Source organism: Amycolatopsis keratiniphila, assembly GCF_000400635.2.
Taxonomy (GTDB): domain Bacteria; phylum Actinomycetota; class Actinomycetes; order Mycobacteriales; family Pseudonocardiaceae; genus Amycolatopsis; species Amycolatopsis keratiniphila.
In genome coordinates, this window is record NC_021252.1 from 3,296,958 (window position 1) to 3,320,031 (window position 23,074).

Below are 23,074 nucleotides of genomic sequence, written 5' to 3' on the forward strand. Positions count from 1 at the left end.
AGATGAGCGCCGAGGACACCGCCGCCATGAGGGCGACCCTGGACGGTCTCGTCCGTGAGCAGTCTGAGCGCCGGGCGCTGCGGGATCAGCGTGCCGACGAGATCAAGGCCAGCTCGCAGGAGTTCATGACCAAACAGGTCCAGACCGCCCAGCGGTACGTCGAGCATCGGCGGGAACTGGGGCAGCGCAAGACGAAGTCCGGTTGGAGCACCGACCGGTCGCACGCGCAGCCGGGGAACACGTCGGCGTTCGAAGACGACTCCGTGGACATGGCGGCTCCGTTCGGCTCGGAGCCGCCTCCCGTCCCCAGCGGACGGGACACGCCCCGGCGTGCTCCTCGCGCCCGCCCGGCACCGGCCGACGACGAGGACGACGCCTTCCTCAACAACCGTTGGCGTGACTGACTTCGCGCCGTCAGACGACGAGGCCGAGCACCAGCACGAGCGGGAGCGAGATCACCGACGCCAGTGACATGGCGACGGTGTGGGTCTTGAACGTGCCCCGGGTGCTCAGCCCGAGCAGGGACTGGAACATCCAGAAGAAGTTGCTGCTCACGTGGGGGAGGAACAGCGCGCCGGAGCAGGCGGCGAGGGCGACCAGCACCACCGGGACACCGAGTGAGCCCGCGATCGGCGCGAGGATGCCCGCCGCGGTGATCGCGGAGATCGAGATGGATCCCATCGCGATGTGCAGGACGGCGGCGATCAGCCAGACGAGTACCAAGGGCGGCAGGAAACCGGTGCCGAACGAACTCGCCAGCACGTCGCGCAGTCCTGATTTGCCGATCACTTCGGCGACCGAACCGGAAAGCCCGGACAGCACGAGGATGGGGCCGGCCAGCGCGAGCGCCTTGCCGACGGCCGCGTTGACTTCGGCCGAGGGAAGGACGCGCCGGGCGAGCAACTGCGCGAGGCCGGCGCCGATCGCCATCGCGATCACCGGCTCGCTCAACAGCGATACGGACCCGAGCGGGAAGCGGAAGGCGTCCGCGAGCGCGCCGAGGGCGATCAACGACAAGGTCAGCAGTACCGGCGAGACGGACAGCGACAGGGGAAGTCGCCGGGAAGCGGTGACGGTGACCGCTGTTTCGCCGCCGATATCGGCCTTGAGCTCGTCGGCGGCCGGATTCCACCGGAGCGCCCGGCGCAGCAGCACGGTGAAGACGAGGGTCGTGAGCACCGCGGTCGGGAGGCCGACCGCCAGCCCGAACAGGAACATCTCGCCGAGCGGCACCCGGAGAAGTCCCGCGACGGCCAGCGCGGCCACACCGGGGACGACGAACACGAGCCCGACCTCGATCCCTGCGGTCAGCGCGCCGCCCATGAGCGCGACACCGCGCGGACCCAGCCTGCCGCCGAGGCGCCGGGCCAGCGGCGCGGTGAGCACCAGGACCACGTCGGAGTAGATCGACGTGAACACGGTCGACAGGGAGACCGCGAACACCGTCGGCACCCGCTTCTCCCCGAAGACAGCCAAGAGCCGTTCGAGGACGCGATGCAGGGTGTTCGTGGCCGTGAGCAGCGAACCGATGACGACCCCGAAGGTGATGAGCATGCCGATCTCGGCCATCACGTCACCGAATCCGGTGGCGAGGGCTTCGGTCGTGCCGTCCACTCCGAGCCCCGTGGCGAGCCCCAGATAAGTGGCGCCGATCAGCAGGCCGAAGATCGGGGGCGTCTTGAGCCAGGTGATCATCACGACGATGCCCACGATGGCGATACCGGTGTGGGCAAGGAGCCAGGCATCGGACACGGCGCCCTCCTCGGAACTCGCGGCGGGACGGCGCCGGTGCCGACCCTCGTAGCGACCCAGTAAGCCCTTCGGGTGCCTCGCCGGTCCAAGACCGGGTAACTGGCAGGCTGATAGGCCTCGGCTATCGACCGTGAGGAGACCGGAGTGGATGCCCGTCAGCTGAAGTACTTCCTGGCCGTCGTCGACGCCGGAAGCGTGCACCGGGCCGCTGAGCAGCTTTTCGTCGCCCAGCCGTCGGTCTCCCAGTCCTTGCGCACGCTCGAACGGGACCTCGGGAGTCTCCTGTTCCACCGGACCGGCCGTCGCCTGGTGCTGACCGCGGCGGGGCACGCGCTCGTGGCGCCCGCGCGGGAGGTCATGCGCGGGCTGGAGCTCGCCAGGGCGACGGTCGAGGCCGTCGACGGTCTTCTCGGCGGGGAACTGGTCATCGCCTCGATGCCGTCGCAGTCGGTCAGCCCGCTCACCGACCTGATCGCCGCCTTCGCCGCCGCCAACCCGCTGGTGCGGATCTCCGTCCGCGCGGCGAGCACCCCCGCCGACGTCGGGAAGATGCTCACCACCGGCGACGCCGAACTCGGCGTGGTGGCAGCGTCGCCGACGGCCGAGGAGTTGCCCGGACTCGAGGCGTCGCACCTGGAGACCCAGCGCTTCGCCTTGCTGGCCCGCGACGAGGCGGCGCTTCCCGCCGCGGACCCGGTCCGGCCCGCCGACCTCGCCGGTGCCGCGCTCATCGTCGGCCAGCAGGGCACGGGGATGCGCCGCGTGGCGGACGCCGTGCTCCGTGAAGCACCCGGCAGCCGGTTCGCCGTCGAAGTGGAACATCGGGAAGCCGTGCTGCCGCTCGTCCTCGCCGGGGTCGGCATCGCGGTGGTCAGCGACTCCTGGCGCGCGCTGGCGAAAGCGGCGGGCGCCTGCGTCCGGGCGCTCGACTGTCCCGATTCGCTGGCGGTGTCGTTGATGCATCGGCCGGGGCGGCTGAGTCCCGCGGCGGCGGCCTTCCGCGATCTGGCGGCCGGCTGATAGGCGCAGCCTCTCAACCCGGCAGCAACTGGGTCTTGGACGCGCGGGCCCGCTTCACCGTCAACTGGACCCATGACCAGTTATCGCATCGCGCTCATCCCCGGCGACGGCATCGGTGCCGAAGTGCTGCCGCCCACCCAGGCGGTGCTCACCGCCGTCGGCGAACGGCACGGGATCGAATTCCGTTACGACTCCTTCGACTGGTCTTGCGAGCGCTACCTCGCCGAGGGCGCGATGATGCCGTCCGACGGGCTCGACCGGATCCGGCGGCACGACGCCATCCTGCTGGGCGCGGTCGGCTGGCCGGGGGTGCCGGACCACGTGTCGCTGTGGGGACTGCTGATCCCCATCCGGCGCGGTTTCCGGCAGTACGTCAACCTGCGGCCGGTCAAGGTGCTCGACGGGGTGCCGAGCCCGTTGCGCGGCGCGGGGGACGTCGACCTCGTCGTGGTCCGCGAGAACGTCGAGGGCGAGTACTCCGAGATCGGCGGCCGGCTCGGCCGGGGCACCGAAGACGAACTGGCCGTGCAGGAGGCGGTGTTCACCCGGAAGGGGGTCACGCGTGTCGTCGAGTACGCCTACGAACTGGCCAAGACCCGCCGGAACCACGTGACTTCGGCGACGAAGAGCAACGGGATCGTCCACACGATGCCGTTCTGGGACGAACTGGTGGACGAGGTGGCGGGGCGGCATCAGGACGTGCGTACCGGGAAGGAGCACATCGACGCGCTCGCCGCGAAACTCGTCCTGGCGCCGGAACGGTTCGATGTGATCGTCGGTTCCAACCTCTTCGGCGACATCCTGAGCGACCTCGCGGCCGCGGTGGCCGGGAGCATCGGGGTCGCCCCGGCGGCGAATCTCAACCCGGAGCGGGAGTTCCCGTCGATGTTCGAACCGGTGCACGGCTCCGCCCCCGACATCGCCGGACAGGGCAAGGCGAACCCGTTGGGTGCCTTGTGGTCCGCGGCCATGATGCTCGACCATCTGGGGCACCCCGAAGCGGGTGAAGAGCTGCTGACCGCCGCTTTCGGTGCGCTGGCCGACGGCATCCGCACCGCCGACCTCGGCGGGACGGCCGGCACCGCCGGGTACACGCGGGCGGTGCTGGACCGGGTGGGCTGAGCGCGCGTCCGGGTTTGCCCTTGCCGCCGCAGGGTATCCGGCTCGGGTGAGGCGAGGCTGGCCGGATGCAGGGCGGGATGGTTCATGGTCGACGTGAAGATGACGGTAGACACTTCTCCCGAGCGCGTGTTCGAGGTGCTCGCCGACGGGTGGACCTACGCCGCCTGGGTGGTGGGCGCCTCCCATATCCGTGACGTGGACGAGGGCTGGCCGGCGCGGGGAACGCGGATCCATCACCGCGTCGGGTCCTGGCCCGTGCTGCTCGACGACATCACCAAGGTGCTCGTCGCCGATCCGCCACGGCTGCTGGAACTCGAGGCGCGGGCCTGGCCGTTCGGCACCGCCCGGATCCGGCTGGAACTGCGCGAAGCCGAGCCGGGGACCACGGAGATCCTGATGTCCGAGCACGCGACCCGCGGGCCGGGCCGGGTGCTGCCGGAGGCGGCGCAGGCGCTCTTCCTGGTGCCTCGGAACCGCGAATCCTTGCGGCGGCTCGCGGATCTCGCGAAGGGGCGCGCGGCGGTCTGAGATCGTGTCGCGAAAGCCACTTTCGGGACATCACACGTCCCGAAAGTGGCTTTCGCGACGTGTGGCCAGGCTATGGGGGCGCATCGAGCCTGCGTCGGAGCGGGCGACCATTTCAGCTCCCGTTGCGAAAGCCACTTTCCCAGCTTCTAACGTTGCGAAAGTGGCTTTCGCAACACACCACCTTTGCCTTTCCCTCACTGACCGGCCGACTGGTCCTGGTGGCTCGGCCGCCCGAGCCGGATCCGGTCCCGCGGCGGGTCGAGGGGACGGCTGCCGCCGCGGCGTCCGGCGCGGATGGCGGCGAGGAGATCGGTGACGGTGGCCGCCGGACCGTGCCGCGGCCGCCAGCCGAGTTCCTCCCGCGCGCGCCGAGTGTCCACAAGGGACGCTCGATCGGCCAGGCGCAACCAGGACGGATGCAGCGGTTGCAGCCCCAGCCGCCAGCTCGGCCAAGCCAGTCCGGTCAGCAGTTTCAGCGGTACCGAAATCCTGATCCCGCCGGTCAGCCGTGCGAGGTCGCGGCTTTTCAGCACCGGCTCCCCGGCGAGGTTGAACGCCCCGGTCGCGTGGCGGTCGAGGATCGCGCGGATCGCGAGCGCCACGTCGTCGGCGTGCACCACCTGCATCCGCAGTCCCGGCCACAAGGGCACCGGGAGCCAGTCGCCGCCGAGCGGCAACGGCGGCGCGAGCGGGCTGAGCAGCCAGCCGGAGAACTCGGCCGCCGCGTCCGGCTGCACGACGCCGCACGGGCGGATCCGTGCCACCCCGATGTCCGGGTAACGACGGCAGAACTCGTCCAGCTGCGTCTCGAAGGCCGCTTTTCCCACGCTGTAGGCACTTTCGGCGAGCCCGCCGCAGGGCCAGTCCTCGTCGACCTCCTGCCAGCGGTCGGCCGGGGTGTAGGCGGCGACCGAAGACGCGCACACGATGTGGTCCACGCCGGCGTCGGCGGCCGCGCGCAGGACGTTCGCGCTGCCCGCCATGTTGGTGCGGCGCATGGCCGGATCGTCCGTGCGTGGGTGGATCGCCCAGGCGAGGTGCACCACCGCGTCCGCCCCGCGGAAAATCCCGGTCAGGTTCTCCCAGGCGTCGCTCGCGCCGACGTCCTGCTGAACCCAGTGGGCCGACGAATAGGGCGCCACGGTCGTATCGGGCCGGTGGCGTGCCACCCCGATCACGTCGTGGCCTTCACCGCTCAGAACCCGGAGCAAGGCGGTCCCGATGTTCCCGCTCGCGCCGGTGACGACGATCTTCATCCGCTGCGTCCTCATCGGTAGACGGCGCGGTGCGCGGCACGCACCGTCGCCCGGTAGACGGAACCGGCCCAGCCGTCCCTGGCGAGGGCGGCCCTGGCGGCGTTCGATCCGGGCGCACCGTGCACCGCCCCGCCGGGATGCGCCGACGCGGAGGCCAGGAAGAGCCGGTCGATCGGGGTGTCGGCCCGGCCGAGACCGGGGACGGGCCGGAAGAAGAGCTGCTGCTGGATCGCCGCGGTTCCGGCGTTGATCGAGCCTTCCACCAGGCTGTGGTTTCCTTCCTGCAATTGGGCGGGGCCGGCGACGGCGCGGCCCGCGATCAGGCTGCGGAAACCGGGCGCGTGCTTCTCGATGACCTCTTCCATCCGGTCGGCGTGGCGCCGCAACCGGGAATCCGGCCAGGATTCGCCCCTCGGCACGTGGGTGTAGGCCCAAGCCGATTCGGTACCGGCGGGGGAGCGGGTCGGGTCCGCGGTGGTCATCTGCCCGAGCAGCAGGAAGGGATCACGGGGTACCCGCCCGCACGCGAGATCGTTCGCGATTCCGGCGAGCCCGTCGAGGTCCGCTCCGATGTGGACGGTCCCCGCCTGTCCGACTTCGCTCGCGTTCCAAGGAATGGGTGCAGACAACGCCCAGTCCACCTTGATCGTGGCGTCGTCCCAGACGAACCGGTCCAGATCCGACACCAGCCGCGCGGGCAGATGCTCGGCGCCGACGAGGTCCCGGTACAGCACCGGAGCGGGGACATCGGCGAGCACGGCCCGGCGGGCGCGGACCCGTCGTCCGTCCGCGTCTCGGACACCCACCGCCCGGCCGTCCGAGAGTGTCACCTCGGTGACCGGCGTGCCGCAGACGATCTCGCCGCCCTTGGCGGTCAGACGGTTCACCAGCGCGTCGGTCAGCCGCCCCGCCCCGCCTTCCGGGACCGGGAAACCGACGTCCTGGCCGAGCATGGTCAGCAGCCAGCCGAACACGCCGCTCCCGGCCTGGTCCGGGCCGAGGTCGGTGTGCATGGCGTTGCCCGCGAGCAGCAGCCGCGCGCCCGCACCGTCGAATTTCTCCTTGCCGAGGCCGCGGGCGGTCAGCGTCAGCATCCTCGCCAGCCGGAGCGACTCCGCGGTGCCGAGCGTCTTGAGCAGCCGCGCCCCCGGCCGCACCGGCGGAAAGGGGCGCACGATCGCGTCCAGCAGCGGCTCGCGGAGCCGCTGCCAGCTCGCGTGCTCGGCCCGCAGGTTGTCCGCGTCACGCTCGTCGAACTCCGCGACGGAGCGCGCGGTGCGTTCGAGATCACGGGACTGCAGGACGTACCGGTCGTCGGGCAGCACATGCGCCAGCACCGCCGGGGCGTGCCGCCACCGCAGGCCGTGGTCTTCGAGGCCCAGCCCGGTGAGCACCCGTGACGCCGCTCCGAGCGGGTAGAAGGCACTGTAGACGTCGTTCCGGAAGCCCGGCGCGGTGAGTTCTTCGGTGCGGACCGCGCCGCCGGGCTTCGGCGTCGCCTCGATGACCAGCGTTTCCCAGCCCGCGTCGGCCAGCAGGTTGGCCGCGACCAGGCCGTTCGGCCCCGATCCGACCACGACGGCGTCGACTTCCATGGTCAGGGCATACCCCGGAAGAGCGGGTTCAATCCCTTCGGATGATCACGAGCGGCGCCAGGCGATCCCTCGATAGGTGGAGCTGTCCGCGGCGAAGCCGTAGCCGGCGATGACGGTGCCGCCGGCGTTGATGTGCTGGGCCACGATCGCCGTGAGCCCGCGAGGCGACGGAAGCGGGCGCGGCGTCGCGTCCGTGTCCGCGTCCCAGCAGACCGGGCGCACCGTGCCCTGTCCGGCGGATTCGCCGACCACCGTCCCGGCGTCGTCGATGTCGAAACACGTGCTGGCGTCGTCCGAGGGCAAGGGCCGGAGCACGGTGGGACGCCCGCCGGGATCCCAGCGCGCGCAGGTGCTCCGCCGGTCCGGGGTCACGCCCCAGCCGATCGCGACACCGCGTCCGCTGATCCGGACGAGCTGTCCCGCGGAGAATTCCGGTTCACCGGTCAGCAGGACTGTTCCGCCGTCGCGGTTCCACACCACGCCGTCGCCGAGAATGGCGCCGGAGTCGGTGATCCCGCACGCCATCGCGCGGCGCGGCGGCGGCAGTTTGCCGATCTTCCCGGCGGCCGTCCAGCGCACCGCCGTTCGAGTGCCCGTGCCGTTCTTGGCCGATCCGACGACCTCGTCCAGTTCGTTCAGGTCGTGCCCTTGCGTCTCGCCGTCGCCGGGAAGGGCGCCGAGTTCGACGGCCTCGCCGCCGGGTCCCCAGCGCAGCGCCCGCCAGCGGTAGCCCGGCCACATCACGTTGCCCAGCACCGATCCGCGGGCGTTCACCCGGCCGGCCGTGCCGGAGATCGCGCCGTCGGGGAGTTCGAGCGCGCGCACCCGGCCGTCGGGCAGCCAGCACACCGGCCGGAGATGCTCGCCGACATAGAGCGAGCCGGCGGCGAGCCCCGCGGCGTTGACGCTGACCGCGCGGCCGCCGGAACAGCCGTCGAGGACCGGAAGGGAGGTGGGCGCACCGTCACCGTCCCACCACACCGGACGCGAACCCGACTCGCCCACGATCGTCCCCGCGTCGTTCACGCAGTACGCGCCGGTGCCCTCGCCCTCGGAGAGCGGCCGCAGGTCGACCGCCGTGAAGCCGGGTCCCTCTGGCATCGGATCGGGCACGAGTGGGCAGCCTAGTGCGAGCGCGCACGCGATGGGGAAACTTGCACTGACCGGGTGACAGAGCGCTCCACAATGGACCTGCCTACGGCGTCAGCACTATCCTGCCGAACACCTCGCCATCGTCCATCTTCCGGTGCGCCAGAACGGCTTTCTCCAGCGGTAGGAGCTCCTGCACCACGGAACGCAGTTCACCGCGCGCCGCCGCGGCGAACTGGTCCGCACTCGCCGCCAGCCGATCCGGCTCGGGGATCGAGTCCGCGCTGAAGGCGGCGAACGACAGGGACTTCCGGAACGACGCCATGAGCTGCGCGCCGAAGTCCGACGGCGGCATTCCCGCGACCACGCCGACGACGACCAGACGGCCGTTCGGGTTCAGCCGGTCGAAGAAGGACGGCATGTCCACACCGGACACGATGTCGATGATCACGTCGTAACCCGCCGGGCCGTCCCCCGCGCCGGAGCGGTCGAGGACGTGGGTCGCGCCCAATTCGCGCAGGCGGTCGCCGCGTCCGGCCGACGACGTCGTCACCGCCACGGCGCTCGCGCCACCACTCGCGGCGAGCTGCACGGCCATGATCCCGATACTGCCAGCCGCCCCGCGCACCAGCACCGATTCACCCGCCGCGAAATGGGCGTGGGCGAGCGCGAAACGTGCCACCATGCCCGAGGTCCCGAGCGCCACCGCGTCGGCCGCGGCCAGGTTTTCGGGGAGGGGCAGAACCTTCCCGGCCGGGATGGCGACCTGTTCGACGTAGCCGCCGCCCTCGCCGGTGAACGCCCAGACGCGCCGCCCGATCCAGGCCGGATCGACGCCACCGCCGACCGAGGTCACGGTGCCCGCGACCTCGTTGCCGGGGATGTGCCCCTCCTGGAAACCGAAACCGGCGAGGGCGCCGCTCCGGATCACGGTGTCGACGCCGCCGACGCCGATCGCTTCCACGCCGATCAGCACTTCCCCCTCGGCGGGGACGGGGGAGGGGAGATCGATCACGGCGAGGCCCTCGGGGGCGCCGAACGTCCGGATCTCGACTGCACGCATTTTCGTCTCCTGGTCGTCGATCACTGATGCGGCGGACGTTAACGGACGCCCCCGTCCGTTTTGGCTAAAGTGAGAGTGGTGACCGATCGTTTGCCTCGGATCCCGCGCTCCGACGCCCTGGACAACCGCGAACGCATCCTCGAGGCGGCTCGCGCGCTGTTCGCCACCGAAGGGCTGAACGTGCCGTTGCGGGAGGTCGCGCGCCGCGCCGGAGTCGGCCCCGCCACGCTGTATCGCCATTTCCCGACCAAGGAGATCCTGGCGACGGAGGCCTTCGCCGATCAGATGCGCGCGTGTCACGCCGTCGTCGACGACGGGCTCGCCGACCCCGATCCGTGGCATGGCTTCTGTTCCGTGATCGAGAAGATCTGCGAGCTGCACTCGCGCGACCGTGGTTTCACGGCCGCCTTCGTCTCGGCCTTTCCGAAGGCGGTGGACTTCACCGCGGACCGCGACTACGCCCTCAAGGCGATCGCCGAGCTGGCGGGCCGGGCCAAGGACACCGGGAAACTGCGTCCCGACTTCGTCCTCGACGATCTGATCCTCATGCTCATGGCCAACAACGGGATCCAGGCCGCTTCGGCGGCCGCGCAGGTCGCGGCGTCCCGGCGGTTCGCCGCGCTCGCGATCCAGGCCTTCCGGGCCGTGCCCGAGCCGTCACCGCTGCCGCCGGTGGCGCGGCTGGCCCTCGTGATGCCGGGCTTGACCCGCTGAGTCATTTCCGGCGGGCTTCGAGGCCTTCCAGGATGAGGTCGAGGCCGTAGTCGAATTCGCTCGTGTGGTCGTAGCCCGGCCGCTGGGCGTGGCCGGTGATCACCTCGGCCAGATAAGGGAATTCGCCCGGCGGCAGGTGCTCCAGGATGTCGTCCGCCACCTCCGCGACCTCCTCGCTCGCCGGGAGATTCGCCTCCTGCAGCACGAAACCGCCGACGTAGCTGTCGATGAGCGAGACCGCGTGCACCGCCATCGGGAGCGTGAAGCCCGCCCGTCGAAGCACGCCCAAGACGGCATCGTGGTGACGCAACGTCGCCGGACCGGGATTCCGGCGGGAGTCCACGAGACCGAGTGCCCAGCTGTGCCGCGACAGCACCGTGCGTGCGGACGAAGCGCGTACGCGGATCGCCTCACGCCAGTCCCCGGATTCGGTGTCCGGCAGCTCGATCGCCGCGAACACCGCGTCGACGACGCCGTCGAGGATCGCGTCCTTGTTCGGCACGTGGTGATACAGCGACATGGCCTCGACGCCGAGGTGCTGCGCGACGCGGCGCATCGTCATCGCCTCCACGCCGCCACGATCGGCGACTTCGATCGCGGCTTCCAGCACACGTTCCCTGGTCAGTGATCGGCGAGGCGGCACGTTGACAACCTTACAGGTGTAAGTCAGCCTTACGGGTGTAAGGCCACCGAAAGGAGAGCACGATGCCGATGCCGAGATGGTGGGGACACGTCAACAAACGGGTCTTCAACCCCCGCGCGATCGCCGGCGGGAAGTACCCGGTGCTGATCCACACCGGCCGCACCTCGGGAAAGACCCGCCACACGCCGCTCGACGCGCATCCCGTCGACGGCGGCTACCTGTTCGTGCCGGTGTACGGCCCGGACGCGGACTGGGTGCGCAACATCATGGCCGCGGGCGAAGCGCGGCTCCGGATCGACGGGCGGGAAGTGGATCTCGTCGGCCCCAGGCTGGTCGGAGCGGACGAATTCCCCGACGGCGTGACCAGGCCGCCGAAGTTCCTCCGCCTCGCCGTGTTCCTCCGGATGGACCTCGAACCCTGAGGATCCCCTGTGCTCCATTAGTACCAGGGAGGGAGGCGACATCGTCCTCCAAGCCGATGCCCGGTGCGCCCGCGGCTTCGTAGTTTTGCCGGTATGAAACGAACTTCAGTGGTCATCGCCGTACTCTGCGCGGCAACGCTCGTTTCCCCGGCCGTCGCGTCCGCGGCGCCACCGCTGCACCGGATCCTGCAACGCGACGCCGACACGCTGGTGGCGAACGGTTCGCCCGGTGCGCTCGTGGAAGTGAGCACGGACAAGGGAAGCGTCAAGGTACGCAGCGGTCACGGCGATCTGCGGACCAGGACCCCGATGCCGTGGAACGGCCACTTCCGGATCGCCAGTTTCAGCAAGACCTTCCTGTGCGCGACGATGCTCCAGCTCGTCGGTGAGGGACGGCTTTCCCTGGACGACACCGTGGACCACTGGCTGCCCGGGATGGTGAGCGGGAACGGCAACGACGGCAAGGCCATCACCATCCGGCAGCTGCTGCAGCACACCAGCGGCCTGCACGACTACATGGCGGAACTCGACCTCTTCACCGAGAAGGGCTTCCTGCGTCACCGGTTCGACGAGCTCAGCGCGTCCGAGGCGGTGAAACTGGCGGTCGGCAAGCCGCCGGAGTTCGCGCCGGGGACGAGCTGGGGCTATTCCAACACCAACTACGTGCTCGCCGGCCTGGTGACCGAAAAGGTGACCGGCCGGGACTGGCGGCAGGCGATCATCGACCGGATCGTCCGCCCGCTGGACCTGCGCGAGACCACGCTGCCCCACACGTCGCCGTTCATCCCGGCGCCGCACGCGCGGGGCTACGACCGGTTCGTCGTCGAAGGCTCGAACCCGCCGCAGCTCGGACGGCGGGTGGACGTGACGCTGATGAACCCGTCGATCGGCGGGGGAGCGGACGGCTCGATCAACAGCACCACCGAGGACGGCAACAAGTTCCTGCGGGCGCTGCTGGGCGGCAAGGTGCTCAAACCCGCGCTGCTGGCCGAAATGAAGAAGACCGTGCCCGCGCCGGGGCTCGGCGAATACGGGCTCGGCCTCCAGAAGACGACCAGCTCCTGCGGCGTTTACTGGGGCCACGGTGGCGCGCTGCCCGGGTACCTGACGGGGAACGGCGTGACCGAGGACGGCAAGCGCAGCGTGATGGTCTCGCTGAACACGCTCACGCCGTACAACCCCGGTGCCCCGCTGCCGGAGGTGCATCCGATCGAGCCGGTGATCGACCACGCGCTCTGCGGCCGCGGCTGATCAGCCCACCCGGGCCAGGCGATTCGAGCGTGGCGGACTTTCCTCGGCGGCCGCTCGTCAGGGAACGACCAGCACCGGCCAGTGCCCGGTCCTGATGAGCTTGGTCGCGACCGACCCCGCGAACCGGTGGCCGGCCTGCTGTGAGGCGCCGACCACGACGGTGTCGACCTGGCTGCGGTCGGCGGTGTCGCGGAGCGCGGTGTACGGATCGCCGAACGTCTTCAGGAAACTGACCGGCACTTCCAGCTCTTCGGCCGCCGCGCGGATCTGTTCGCGGAGCTCTTCGTAGAGCCGCGCCGCGGTGTCGAGTTCCACCGTCGCCGCGACCGCGGGACCGAGCGACGGACGGCACACGAAGGCGACGATCAGCCTGCCGCCCTCGCGCCGGGCCATGCCGAAGGCGAAGGCGGCCGCCCGCATCGCCGTGTCGGAGCCGTCGACGCCGGCCAGGATGGCCCGCCCCGTGTGGTGCCGGGGCGGGCCGAAACGCTCCACAGTGGACTCGAAGGCCCCGTTCATCGCGCGACCGGGACTTCCGGCTCCGTCTCCACGTCGAGCGTGGTGCGCAGGGTGAGCGGCTTGAGCAGCAGGGCCGCGATCACCCCGACGACGCCCACCGCCGCGGAGATCAGGAAGATGTGCGCGGTCGCGTCGCCGTACACGGTGTGCACGATCGTCTGGATCTCCGGCGGCAGCGCCTTGAGGTTCAGCGCGCTGACGCTGCCGGTCGACGCCTGGCCCGCCGGCACGTGCAGCGCGGCGGACAGATCGGCGGTGACCCGGTTCGCGAGCACCGCGCCCAGCACCGAGACGCCGATGGTGCCGCCGAGCGACCGGAAGAAGGTCACCGACGCGCTCGCCGCGCCCAGATCCCGCAGTGGCACGGTGTTCTGCACGGCGAGGACGAGGTTCTGCATCGTCATGCCGACACCGACGCCGACCACCGCCATCGCGATGCCCACGAGCCACAACGGCGAAGCGTGGTCGACGGTGCCCAGCCCGAGGAAGCCGATCACCAGGGTGATCGTGCCGGCCACGATGTACGGCTTCATCCGTCCGGTGCGGCTGATCAGGCGTCCGGACACGGTCGAGGAGACGAGCACGCCGCCCATCAGCGGAATGGTCAGCAGACCGGCTTCGGTGGGGGAGTAGCCGCGGCCGACCTGGAAGTACTGGCCGAGGAACACCGCGCCGCCGAACATCGCCATCCCGACCGCGAGGCTCGCGACGATCGCCAGCGCCGGGGTGCGCTGCGTGATGATGTGCAGCGGGACGACGGGTTCGCGGACCTTCCGTTCCACCAACACGGCGAGGAGGAGGAGCACGACGCCGCCCGCCACCATGACGGCCGTCTGCCAGGACAGCCAGCCGAAGCCGTTGCCCACGAACGAGACCCAGATCAGCAGCACACTCACGCCCGCGGCGATGAGCCCGGCGCCGAGGTAATCGACCTGGACGTTCTCGCGGCGCACGGTCTCCAGCTTCAGGGTCCGCTGCAGCACGATGAACGCCGCCACCGCGATCGGCACGCCGACGAAGAAGCACCAGCGCCAGCCGAGCCACGGCACGTCCACGATCAGGCCGCCGAGCAGCGGTCCGCCGACCGTGGCGACCGCCATGACCGCGCCGAGGTAACCGTTGTAGCGGCCGCGTTCACGCGGCGGGATGATCGCCGCGATCACGACCTGGACCAAGGCCTGCAGGCCGCCGACGCCGATGCCCTGGAACGCGCGGGCGGCGATCAGCTGTCCGGTGTTCTGGCTGAACCCGCTGATCGTCGAGCCGATCACGAAGATCACGATCGCGATCTGCACCAGCGTCTTCTTGTTGAACAGGTCGGCGAGTTTGCCCCAGATCGGCGTGGTGGCCGTCGCCGCCAGCAGGGTGGCGGTGACCACCCACGTGTACTGCGTCTGCGTGCCGTTCAGCGAGCCGATGATCAAGGGCAGGGCGGTCGACACGACCGTCGAGCTGATCATCGCCACGAGCAGCGCGAGCAGCAGACCGGACAGCGATTCGAGCACCTGGCGGTGTCCCATCGCCTCTGACGGTGCCTCGGTCTTCATGGCGTCCTTTCGAGCGACTTTGTTGCTCATTGTGCAAACTTGCACAGTGGGAACTTTATTCCCGTCGCTACGCTGTCCTGGTGGACACCCTCGACACGCTCCGCACCCGCAAGAAGGCGGCGACGCGGCAATCACTGCACGAGGCCGCGCTCCGGCTGGCGATGGAGCACGGTCTCGACGGTGTGACCGTCGAGGACATCGCCGACGCGGTGGGCGTGTCCCGCCGGACGTTTTCGAACTACTTCGCGAACAAAGAGGACGCGATCCTGCACGCCGACCGCGAGCGCACCGGGCTGCTGGTGTCCCTGGTCGAAGGCAGGCCGCCCGGAGAGAAGCCCTGGCAGGCGCTGCGCGCGGCGTGCCGGGAGCTGTACCGGGCGCATCCCGTCCCCGACCGCGAGTGGGTGGCGCAGCTGCGGCTGCTGCGGCGGCATCCGTCGCTGCTCGCGCGGCAGGCGGGTGACCAGTTCACCCTCGAACGCGACCTGATCGCGGTACTGCTCGCCAGGGGGCACGGCCTCGACCAGGAGCTGGCCAGGCTCACCGCGGCGACCTTCCTCGCCACGCTCCGGACGGGGAACGTGTTGTGGCTGGAAGGCCCCGAGGAGCAGCCGCTGCCCGAACTGGTCGATCGGTTGCTGGGCCGCGTTCAGCTGCGGTGACCGAGGGCGTACGCGGTCGTCGCCACCGTGGTGGCCGCGCGGACGAAGGCGGCGACGGCCGGTGAGCGGGAGTCCCGCGGCCACAGCACGGCGAGGGTCGTGGGCTCCAGATCGTCGACGGGCAGGTACGTGATGCCCGCCCGGCGGTAGCGATCCGCCACCGAGACCGGCAAGAAACAGACGATGACCCCGAGTTCGACCAGTTTGAAGATCTGCGTCAGATCCGAGACGGGACCGTGGGGTGCCGCGGTGGCGGGCGGACCGGCCGAAGGACCCTGACCGGCGGGCGCGCCGTCAGGGAGGAGCCGGCCTTCGAGATCCGCCAGGCTCAGCCGCGACCTGGCCGCGAGCGGATCGTTCGCCGCCAGCGCCACGAGCCGGGGTTCGGTCAGCAGCGGCTCGAAGTCCAGGCGGCGCGCGTCGAACGGGGACGGCACGAGCGCCACATCCGCCCGCCCGTCACGCAGTTGCGACGGTTGTTCGCCCCGGCCGCCGAGGACCAGCTCGATCGGCAGGGCACCTTCTTCGGCTTCGTAGGCCTCGATGATCTTCGGCAGCAAGCCGGCGTCGTGGTCGGCCTTCAGCGCCAGCCGCAGCCGAGGGTCGGGGCGGCCCGCCTGCCGTGCCCGCCGTTCCGCCGCGGCGACCGCCTCGAGTGCGGTCTTCGCGTCCCGCAGGAAGACCTCGCCCGCGCTCGTCAGCGTGACCTGCCGGGTGGTGCGTTCGAGCAACCGGACCTCCAGCCGTCGTTCGAGGTCCCGGATCGCTCGGGAAAGCGGCGGCTGCGCCATCGAAAGCCGTTCGGCGGCCCGGCCGAAATGCAGCTCCTCCGCGACCGCGACGAAGTACCTGAGCTGCCGCGTCTCCAGGTCACTCATATCGCCAGGGTATCAATGGGGATCGAGGCGGTCCTTCAGCTCGACGGCCGTCGTGGCTTGACTGGGCGACGTAGGAAATCCTCTAGCACCTCGGAGTCTTCATGATCGTCGTCACCGCGCCGACCGGACAGATCGGCAGCCGGGTGCTCGCCACCCTTCTCGGAAGTGGTGAACCGATCCGCGTGATCGCCCGCGATCCCACCCGCCTGCCCGACCATGTGCGCGAGCGCGTCGAGGTCGTCAAGGGCTCGCACAGCGACGCCGCCGTCGTCGACGAAGCCTTCGCCGGCGCCGACACCGTTTTCTGGCTGGTCGCCGCGGACCGCCGTGCCGAAAGCCTCGAAGCCGCCTATCTGGACTTCACCCGGCCGGCTTGCGCGGCCATCGGGAAACACGGCGTGTCGCGAGTGGTCGGCGTCTCGGCGCTCGGCCGCGGCTTCGCGGAGAACACCGGATACCTGTCGGCTTCGCACGCCATGGACGACCTGATCGCGGGCATGGGCGTGGCCTACCGCGCGCTGACGATGCCCACGTTCATGGACAACATCCTGTGGCAGGCCGGATCGATCGGCGGAGACGGTGTCTTCTTCGGTCCGCTTCCCGGCGACCTCAAGGCACCGACCTGCGCCACCCGCGACATCGCCGACGTGGCGGCGAAATGGCTGCTCGACCGGTCGTGGCAGGGGGTGGCCGACGTTCCGGTGCTGGGCCCGGAAGACCTGTCCCAGAACGATCTCGCGGAGATCATGTCCGAAGTCCTCGGGCGGCCGGTCCGCTATCAGCGGGTCTCGATGGACGCCTTCCGCGCGACGCAGCTCGAACACGGCTGGTCCGAGGCGATGGCCCAGGGCATGGTCGACATGATGGCCGCGAAGGAGGCGGGTATCGACAACGCCGAACCGCGGACCCCGGAGGCCACCACGCCGACCACCTTCCGTCAGTGGTGCGAGGAGGTACTCAAGACCTCGTGAGTGGTAATGACGGTTCTATTGAGGGGCAAGTCAAACGTGTCGTGTTCGTGATCGAGGCCTCCGCCGGGGTGAAGGCTCCCTTGGCCGCGTCCGACGCGGCCAAGGGAGCCTTCGGCCCGGGGTCGTGAGTGGCGATGCTCGTTCTAACCCTTTTCGCCACTCACGACTCCCCGCGAAACCGGACATACAGGCACAACACAGGCGCATGCCACCCAGAAGTGACCACTCTGGACACCAAAAGGCCCAGGCGGCACAACGCGCCACATTTGACTTACCCCTCAATAACCGTCCTTGACACTCACGAGCAGTTTCGCGGCCACCGTCGCCCCGTCGGTCCGGATCGTGTCCGCCACGGCCTTCGCCCGCGCGCCGGTTCCGGGGGAGAGGGCCGTGGTGAGCGCGGCGGTCAGGGATTCGACGGTCGGCAGCGGATCCTGGTGTGCCACACCGATTCCCAGCTCCGCCACCCGTCCGGCCCAGAACGGCTGGTCCGCGATCCGGGGGACGACCACCTGGGGCGCGCCCGCCCGGGAGGCCGTCGTCGTGGTGCCCGCGCCACCGTGGTGCACGACGGCGGCCACCCGGCGGAAGAGCGCCTGCTGGTTGACCTCGCCGACGACGAAACAGTCGTCGGCGTCGTCGATCGACGACAGACCCGCCCAGCCACGGGCGAGCAGGATCCGACGGCCCAAGGCGCGAGCGGACTCGATGGCCACCCGGGCGATGTCCTTCGGCGCGTACGCGGCCATGCTGCCGAAGCCCACGTACACCGGCGGCTCACCGGAATCGAGGAATTCCTCGAGTTCGGCCGGGAGCGGTCGGTCGTCGCGCCGGATCCACGCTCCCGTCGGGACGAGGTCGAGATCCGTCATCCCCTCCGACGGGCACAGCACCGGGTCCGCCGCCAGCCACGGCGAGCCGGTGAAGACGTGATCGCGGACGTTGTCCACCGGCGGCAGCCCGATCGCCGCCCGCCGGCTGTTGAGCGCCCCGCCGTACAAGGCGTTGACACGTTCGGCGTCCTGCCGCCACAACACCCGGTTGTCGGTCTCGCCCTCCGGCGACGGCGTGCCCGGCCGCACCCCCGGGGCGAAATGCCGCGACGGCAGCCCGAAGGTGTGGAAACACGCGTACACGTAGGGAATCCCGAGTTTCTCGGCGACGTCCCGCGCGCCGGCGGGCAGCAGGCCGGTCGCGAGGATCGCGTCGCACCCTCCTTCCGCCGCGGTGGAAAGCGTTTCGAACCGGGCGGCCACCAGCGCCGGGGCGAGCTTCAGCGCGTCTTCCCCCGTCGGCGGTTTCGGTCCGGCGACCACCGAGTGCACCGTCGGGCCGAGCGGCACCAAGGGCACATCAGCCTGCTTCAACAGTTTCACGAATTCCTCGTCGGGGGGCGCGCACACCGCCGCCTCCGCGCCGAGTTCCCGCACGGCGATCGCGAGCCCCAGCAAGGGTTCGACATCCCCGCGCGACCCCCATGACGTAAGCAAAAAACGCACTTCGCGACTCCCTTTTCCCGCTGCTTCCGGCCTTCGGCGGGCAATTCTGGGGGATGACCGGGGCCTTGCCGCAAGCCCCCATGTCCGCTATAAGTTGAAGGGGGCGGGGAAATGCGTCCACTTCGGACGCTTCGTCAGATCGAGCCGGTGCGCAGCGCGAAGGCGACGGCATGCGTGCGGTTGTGCAGGCCGTATCGCGACATCACCCGGTGGAGGACGTTCTTCACCGTGCTCTCCGAATAGGCGAGTTTGGCCGCGATCTCCTCCGTGCCATGGCCGTCGGCCAGCAGGCGGAGCACCTCACGTTCCCGGTCGGACAGCCCGGACAACGCGAGGCCGTTGGGGACCAGCAGGTCCTCCTGGATCCGTTCGAGCTGGGAGAGCAGGCTGCCCTGCAGCCGCGGCGGCAGCGCGCCCGCGCCCTGGCTGACCGCGAGGATCGTCCGCACGAGATGTTCGCCGTCGAGGTCGCGTCGCGGCAGCAGGGCGGCCATGCCGCATTCGATGGCCGTCATCAGGACCTGGACCGGGAAATGGTCGGTGACGATCACGCATCTCGGTGGTGCCGGGAGGGACGACGCGGCGCGAACCTGGCGCAGGAAGGCGAAAACCCCGTCGCCGATCGAGTCGCCGACGGTCACGACGACCTCGGCGGCCCCGAGGTCGGTGTCGGGCAGCACGTCCAGCCGCTCGTCGGCGCCGAGGATGCTCGTCGTGCCCAGCCCGGCCAGCAGATCCGGGGCGTGTACGGCGACTCTGACGCGCTCGGTCCTCCTGTTGATCTTCTCCCCGTGAATCATGATCGAAGTCCCCCCGAAGCGCCCGGATAACGATGTTAGTAGCTCTTGCGGTACTTAGAAGCTATAACGTTACAACGTTGCATGTCCATCGTGGCAACGTCACAGGGCAAGACGCCCGAGAGGCGGGAAAGGTTCACTGCGACGGCGATCGGCCGGTCACCGGTTCGTGAGGTCGTCCAGTTCGTCCGAGATCAACAGATCGGGGTCGAATTTCATGCCGGTGAAATGGCCGGCGAGTTCGAGCGAGAGCACGCCGTGCAAGCGGGTCCAGAAGGCGAGCGCGCGGTGGAGGGTCGCGGACGGGGCCGGATCGTCGCCCGCCCAGTCGCGGTGACTGTCCAGATGTTCGTCGAACGGGGTTGCCGGGCCGTCCACGGGGATCGCGCGGCACGCTTCGAGCAGCACGGCCATGACCTCGCTCGAAATGGCGGTGGTGTCGTCGGGTGCGTGGTAGCCGGGGACGGGCGTGCCGTAGATGAGGAAGTAGCGTTGCGGGTCGCTCCGGGCCCAGTCCCGGATGGTGACGGCGAGCCCGGCCAGATCGGCACCGCCGTCGAACGCCGCCCGGACGGTGTCGGCGAGGCTCCGGTACGCGTCGCGGATGAGCGCGGTGACGAGGTCGTCGCGGCTGGCGAAATACCGGTACAGGGCGGGACCGCTCATCCCCACCTGTTTGGCGATCGCGTTGAGCGACAGCGCGGGCACCCCGGCGGTGGCGATCTGCTCCCACGCGTGCTGCTTGATCTCCGCGCGCACCTGGTCGCGATAGCGCTCCCGCGGGCTCTGCCCGTCCGCGTTGGTCATCGGCCCTCCCGCTCCGTCGGCCCGAAGGGTAGCAGCGCCAATTCGGCCGAAGCCTGTTCCCGCCACGCGGCGAACGACGGTCCGGGGGAGAGTTCCACGGCCAGCGTCAGGCATTCCCTCGCCTCGTCGAAGGCGCCTGCCTCCCGCCAGGCGCGTCCTTCCCGGATCGCGCTGACCACTTCCAGGCCACCGAAACCGCCTTCCCATGCGAGCCACCGGCTGGCGCGGTACTGGATCGCCGCCTCCCGCCATTCGGCGAGATCGCCGAGCACGTCGCCGATGGCGCGCACGGTCAGGGTCTTCAGCAGCCGATGGAAATCGGGATACGTGTCGCCCGCCAGCCGTTCGGCGTCGGAGAGCACGGCCCGGTGCACGGCGAGCGCCTCGGCATGCCGTCCGGCGTTGAGCAGCGCGCGCCCGTACATGTTCCGCGCGGTGGTCTGCCCGTCCCAGAACGGCAGTTCGTGCGCCAGCTCGTACCCGCGCTTCGCGAACTCGAACGCTTCGTCGCCCTGCCCGGTCAGCCGCAGCACCTGGCCGAGATAGATGGACGCCCAGGTCTGCTCGACCTGATCGCCGATCCGGACGGCGATGTCCAGCGCGCGGCGATGCCGCGCCACGGCCTCCTTCTCGTCACCGAGACAGATACTGGCGGCCCAGCCGACGAAGTTGAGCAGTTTCGCCTCGGCCGCGGCGTCACCGAGCTCGCTCGCCGCGGCCGCGCCGAGCGAGAAGATCTCCCACCACGGCTGCTGGGCACTCCGTCCGTCGGAGTACCAGTGCAGCGCGATCGCGAGGTCGCGGACCTCCTGATGCCGCCCCCGCCGCGCCCCCAGCCGGTGCGCGGCGACCCAGTTCCCGCTTTCGACGTCCAGCCAGCGGGCGGCCTCGTCCCGCGAGCCGAACCGGCCGGTCTCGGATGCCTTGGGATAGAACAACCTGGCCGCCTCGGCCGCCTTGCCGAGCAGATGGGCGAGCACGATGTCGCGCGCGGCGGGCTCCTCCTCCGCCTCGAACCGCTCCTCCGCGAACAAGCGGATCAGGTCGTGGAACTGATGGCGTTCCGGTTCCGCCGTCGTCTGAAGGAGACTGGCGTCGACGAGTTCGTCGAGATGATCGCGGACGTCGGAGGGGGCCGCACCGGAGACGACGATCGCCAGCTCCAGGCCGAAGTCGGCGCCGGGGACGGTCGCCAGCAGGCGGAACAGCCGTCGTGCCTCGGCCGAGACCGCGCGATACGACAGGTCGAAGGCCGAGCGCAGTTGCAGGTCGCCCGCCGCGAACGCCCGCAGCCGGGTGCTTTCGTCGCGCAGCCGGTCGGCGAGCTGGGCCAGGGACCACTGCGGCCGGGTGGCGAGCCGGTTGCCCGCGATCCGGACCGCGAGCGGCAGGTATCCGCACAGTGCGGCGAGCTCGCGGGCAGCGGCGGGCTCCGCGTGGATCCGGTCGGCGCCGATGATCCTGGCGAGCAGGCCGGTCGCGCCGTCGTCCGACAGCGGTTCGAGCCCCAGCCAACGGGCGCCTTCGAGTCCGGCGAGCGTGCGTCGGCAGGTGATCAGGGTGAGGGAGCCTGGCCCGGCGACCAGCAGCGGGCGGATCTGCGCCTCGTCCGCGGCGTTGTCGAGCAGCAGCAGGACCTTCCGTCCGTCGAGCAGCATCCGCAGCAACGCCGACCGTTCGGCTTCGGAGGCGGGCACCTGTCCCGGCGCGACGTCCAGCGCGCGCAGCAGCCGGTCGAGCGCGGCCCGGGCGCTCAACGGTTCCTCGTCCATCCCGCGCAGGTCTACCGCGTAGCCGCCGTCCGGGAACTCCGCGCGCCACAGATCCGCCGCGGTCGCCGCGAGCGCGGTCTTCCCGACCCCGGCCTGCCCGACGATCGCGACCACGCCACCGCCCTCGGCGACCTTCGCGGAAAGCTGTTCCAGCTCGCTTTCGCGGCCGGACAGATCCGCCGTGGGCGCGGGCAGCGCGCAGGTCGCCGCGACCTGGGCGGCCAGCGCCGGATTGCGGCGCCGCCCCTGTTTCGCGACGGTCAGGAAGAATTCACGGTCACCGCCGGTCAGGCCGAGCGCGTCGGCCAGCACCTCGGCGGAGCGTTGCTGAGCGGCCCGCGCGCGGCCGCGCTCCAGCTCGCGCAGGGCGCGGACACTGATCCCGGAGGCCTCGGCCAGCCGCCCCTGTGTCCATCCAGCGGCCCGCCGGTGTTCGAGCAGGAGCTTGCCGAACACCGACCGCGTCTCGTTCGCCTCCACCGCGGTCCATTCAACCGGCAGGCTTGCGCTGACGGAAAGCTGCCCCCTGCTTCCGCTTGTCCCGCCTTCTCCGGGGCCGGTTACCTGGAAGGCATGTCGACGATCATGACGCCGCCCGTCCGCCCGGTCGTCCGGACCGGGGAGCGGCGGGAGATCCGGGTCGCCGTGCACGCCGGTGATCCGCTCGTCCTGGCGGGGCTGCGCAGCGCGCTCGGCGGCGGCCCCGGCATCACCTTGCGCGACGACCCGGCGAAGGCCGACGTCCTCGTCGCGGTCGCGGGCGACGACCCGCGGCGTATCCCGGCCGGATCGGCGCGGCTGGTGCTGGTGGCCGAGCACCCCAACCAGGCCGAGCTGTGGGCCGCGGTGGAGCGCGGGCTCGCCGTCGTCGTCGCGCGTTCCGAGGCGACGCCGGGGCGGTTGCTGCGCGCGGTCGCCGACGCCCACGCCGGCCGGGGCGATTTGCCCGCCAAACCGCGCGAGCTCACGCTCAGCGGTCTGTCACCCCGTGAGACCGAGGTGCTCCGGTTGCTCGCGGAGGGGTTCGACACCGGCGAGATCGCCCGGCGGGTGGCCTACTCCGACCGGACGGTGAAGAACATCCTGCACGGCCTGCTCAGCCGGTTCAATCTGCGCAACCGCACCCACGTCGTGGCGTACGCGCTTCGCGAAGGTCTCATCTGAGCG

At 70.5% G+C, this 23,074-nt stretch carries 23 protein-coding genes; 10 read left to right on the top strand and 13 right to left on the bottom strand.

Annotated elements, in window-relative coordinates; all coding sequences use genetic code 11:
* Positions 1-2: 2 nt before the first annotated feature.
* On the top strand, positions 3-404 hold the full coding sequence (locus AORI_RS56075; protein WP_016333372.1) for a hypothetical protein: 402 nt from the start codon (positions 3-5) through the stop codon (positions 402-404).
* Between the two features lie 10 nt (positions 405-414).
* On the opposite strand, the gene AORI_RS56080 is transcribed toward AORI_RS56075, so the two are convergent.
* A complete protein-coding gene (locus AORI_RS56080) occupies positions 415-1,752 on the bottom strand; it encodes a GntP family permease (RefSeq protein ID WP_016333373.1) in 1,338 nt (445 codons plus the stop codon).
* Positions 1,753-1,896: 144 nt separating this feature from the next.
* Here AORI_RS56080 and AORI_RS56085 point away from each other — a divergent pair, with 144 nt between their 5' ends.
* The 3 genes from AORI_RS56085 to AORI_RS56095 all read left to right on the top strand — a co-directional run bounded on the left by AORI_RS56085 (position 1,897) and on the right by AORI_RS56095 (position 4,422).
* On the top strand, positions 1,897-2,772 hold the full coding sequence (locus tag AORI_RS56085; RefSeq protein ID WP_016333374.1) for a LysR family transcriptional regulator: 876 nt from the start codon (positions 1,897-1,899) through the stop codon (positions 2,770-2,772).
* Positions 2,773-2,844: 72 nt separating this feature from the next.
* On the top strand, positions 2,845-3,894 hold the full coding sequence (locus AORI_RS56090; protein WP_016333375.1) for a tartrate dehydrogenase: 1,050 nt from the start codon (positions 2,845-2,847) through the stop codon (positions 3,892-3,894).
* Positions 3,895-3,978: 84 nt separating this feature from the next.
* Positions 3,979-4,422 carry an SRPBCC family protein gene (locus AORI_RS56095; RefSeq protein WP_016333376.1) on the top strand — a complete coding sequence of 148 codons (444 nt, stop codon included), beginning with the start codon at positions 3,979-3,981 and terminating at the stop codon, positions 4,420-4,422.
* A gap of 194 nt (positions 4,423-4,616) precedes the next feature.
* Here the strand turns inward: AORI_RS56095 and AORI_RS56100 are convergent, their stop codons facing one another.
* The 4 genes from AORI_RS56100 to AORI_RS56115 all read right to left on the bottom strand — a co-directional run bounded on the left by AORI_RS56100 (position 4,617) and on the right by AORI_RS56115 (position 9,425).
* On the bottom strand, positions 4,617-5,678 hold the full coding sequence (locus AORI_RS56100; protein ID WP_016333377.1) for an NAD-dependent epimerase/dehydratase family protein: 1,062 nt from the start codon (positions 5,676-5,678) through the stop codon (positions 4,617-4,619).
* An 11-nt stretch (positions 5,679-5,689) separates the two neighbouring features.
* The gene (locus AORI_RS56105) at positions 5,690-7,273 is read right to left on the bottom strand and encodes a phytoene desaturase family protein (RefSeq protein WP_016333378.1); all 1,584 of its coding nucleotides are present in this window, start codon (positions 7,271-7,273) and stop codon (positions 5,690-5,692) included.
* A gap of 45 nt (positions 7,274-7,318) precedes the next feature.
* A complete protein-coding gene (locus AORI_RS56110) occupies positions 7,319-8,386 on the bottom strand; it encodes a hypothetical protein (RefSeq protein ID WP_016333379.1) in 1,068 nt (355 codons plus the stop codon).
* Positions 8,387-8,468: 82 nt separating this feature from the next.
* Positions 8,469-9,425, bottom strand: coding sequence for a zinc-binding dehydrogenase (locus AORI_RS56115; protein ID WP_043848762.1), 957 nt, complete (start codon positions 9,423-9,425; stop codon positions 8,469-8,471).
* Between the two features lie 78 nt (positions 9,426-9,503).
* Between AORI_RS56115 and AORI_RS56120 the strand changes: the two genes are divergently transcribed.
* The gene (locus AORI_RS56120) at positions 9,504-10,139 is read left to right on the top strand and encodes a TetR/AcrR family transcriptional regulator (protein WP_016333381.1); all 636 of its coding nucleotides are present in this window, start codon (positions 9,504-9,506) and stop codon (positions 10,137-10,139) included.
* A gap of 1 nt (position 10,140) precedes the next feature.
* On the opposite strand, the gene AORI_RS56125 is transcribed toward AORI_RS56120, so the two are convergent.
* Complete coding sequence (locus AORI_RS56125) at positions 10,141-10,782, bottom strand: TetR/AcrR family transcriptional regulator (RefSeq protein WP_043848043.1); 642 nt, start codon at positions 10,780-10,782, stop codon at positions 10,141-10,143.
* 62 nt (positions 10,783-10,844) lie between these two features.
* Here AORI_RS56125 and AORI_RS56130 point away from each other — a divergent pair, with 62 nt between their 5' ends.
* The gene (locus AORI_RS56130; protein WP_016333383.1) at positions 10,845-11,204 is read left to right on the top strand and encodes a nitroreductase family deazaflavin-dependent oxidoreductase; all 360 of its coding nucleotides are present in this window, start codon (positions 10,845-10,847) and stop codon (positions 11,202-11,204) included.
* Between the two features lie 93 nt (positions 11,205-11,297).
* Entirely contained in the window at positions 11,298-12,455 is a 1,158-nt protein-coding gene (locus AORI_RS56135) for a serine hydrolase domain-containing protein (RefSeq protein WP_046199782.1), read from the top strand.
* Between the two features lie 57 nt (positions 12,456-12,512).
* Here AORI_RS56135 and AORI_RS56140 read toward each other — a convergent pair whose 3' ends face one another.
* Positions 12,513-12,974 carry a universal stress protein gene (locus tag AORI_RS56140; protein ID WP_016333385.1) on the bottom strand — a complete coding sequence of 154 codons (462 nt, stop codon included), beginning with the start codon at positions 12,972-12,974 and terminating at the stop codon, positions 12,513-12,515.
* On the bottom strand, positions 12,971-14,521 hold the full coding sequence (locus tag AORI_RS56145) for an MDR family MFS transporter (protein WP_016333386.1): 1,551 nt from the start codon (positions 14,519-14,521) through the stop codon (positions 12,971-12,973). Before AORI_RS56145 ends, AORI_RS56140 begins: the two co-directional genes overlap by 4 nt.
* A gap of 80 nt (positions 14,522-14,601) precedes the next feature.
* Here AORI_RS56145 and AORI_RS56150 point away from each other — a divergent pair, with 80 nt between their 5' ends.
* Positions 14,602-15,183, top strand: a complete 582-nt coding sequence (locus tag AORI_RS56150) for a TetR/AcrR family transcriptional regulator (protein ID WP_016333387.1) — start codon at positions 14,602-14,604, stop codon at positions 15,181-15,183.
* Here AORI_RS56150 and AORI_RS56155 read toward each other — a convergent pair.
* Positions 15,171-16,061, bottom strand: a complete 891-nt coding sequence (locus AORI_RS56155; protein ID WP_016333388.1) for a LysR family transcriptional regulator — start codon at positions 16,059-16,061, stop codon at positions 15,171-15,173. The genes AORI_RS56150 and AORI_RS56155 overlap by 13 nt on opposite strands.
* Positions 16,062-16,162: 101 nt before the next feature.
* Between AORI_RS56155 and AORI_RS56160 the strand changes: the two genes are divergently transcribed.
* Positions 16,163-17,032: an NAD(P)H-binding protein gene (locus AORI_RS56160; RefSeq protein WP_016333389.1), complete on the top strand. Its 870-nt coding sequence runs from the start codon at positions 16,163-16,165 to the stop codon at positions 17,030-17,032.
* 278 nt (positions 17,033-17,310) lie between these two features.
* On the opposite strand, the gene AORI_RS56165 is transcribed toward AORI_RS56160, so the two are convergent.
* From AORI_RS56165 to AORI_RS56180, 4 genes are all read right to left on the bottom strand, one after another.
* A complete protein-coding gene (locus AORI_RS56165) occupies positions 17,311-18,531 on the bottom strand; it encodes a glycosyltransferase (RefSeq protein WP_043848044.1) in 1,221 nt (406 codons plus the stop codon).
* Between the two features lie 134 nt (positions 18,532-18,665).
* On the bottom strand, positions 18,666-19,331 hold the full coding sequence (locus AORI_RS56170) for a helix-turn-helix transcriptional regulator (RefSeq protein WP_016333391.1): 666 nt from the start codon (positions 19,329-19,331) through the stop codon (positions 18,666-18,668).
* Between the two features lie 156 nt (positions 19,332-19,487).
* Positions 19,488-20,135 carry a TetR/AcrR family transcriptional regulator gene (locus tag AORI_RS56175; protein ID WP_016333392.1) on the bottom strand — a complete coding sequence of 216 codons (648 nt, stop codon included), beginning with the start codon at positions 20,133-20,135 and terminating at the stop codon, positions 19,488-19,490.
* Positions 20,132-22,387: an ATP-binding protein gene (locus AORI_RS56180; protein ID WP_016333393.1), complete on the bottom strand. Its 2,256-nt coding sequence runs from the start codon at positions 22,385-22,387 to the stop codon at positions 20,132-20,134. The genes AORI_RS56175 and AORI_RS56180 overlap by 4 nt, the downstream gene beginning before the upstream one ends.
* A 93-nt stretch (positions 22,388-22,480) precedes the next feature.
* Here AORI_RS56180 and AORI_RS56185 point away from each other — a divergent pair, with 93 nt between their 5' ends.
* Complete coding sequence (locus AORI_RS56185) at positions 22,481-23,071, top strand: response regulator transcription factor (protein ID WP_016333394.1); 591 nt, start codon at positions 22,481-22,483, stop codon at positions 23,069-23,071.
* The last annotated feature ends 3 nt before the right edge of the window (positions 23,072-23,074 follow it).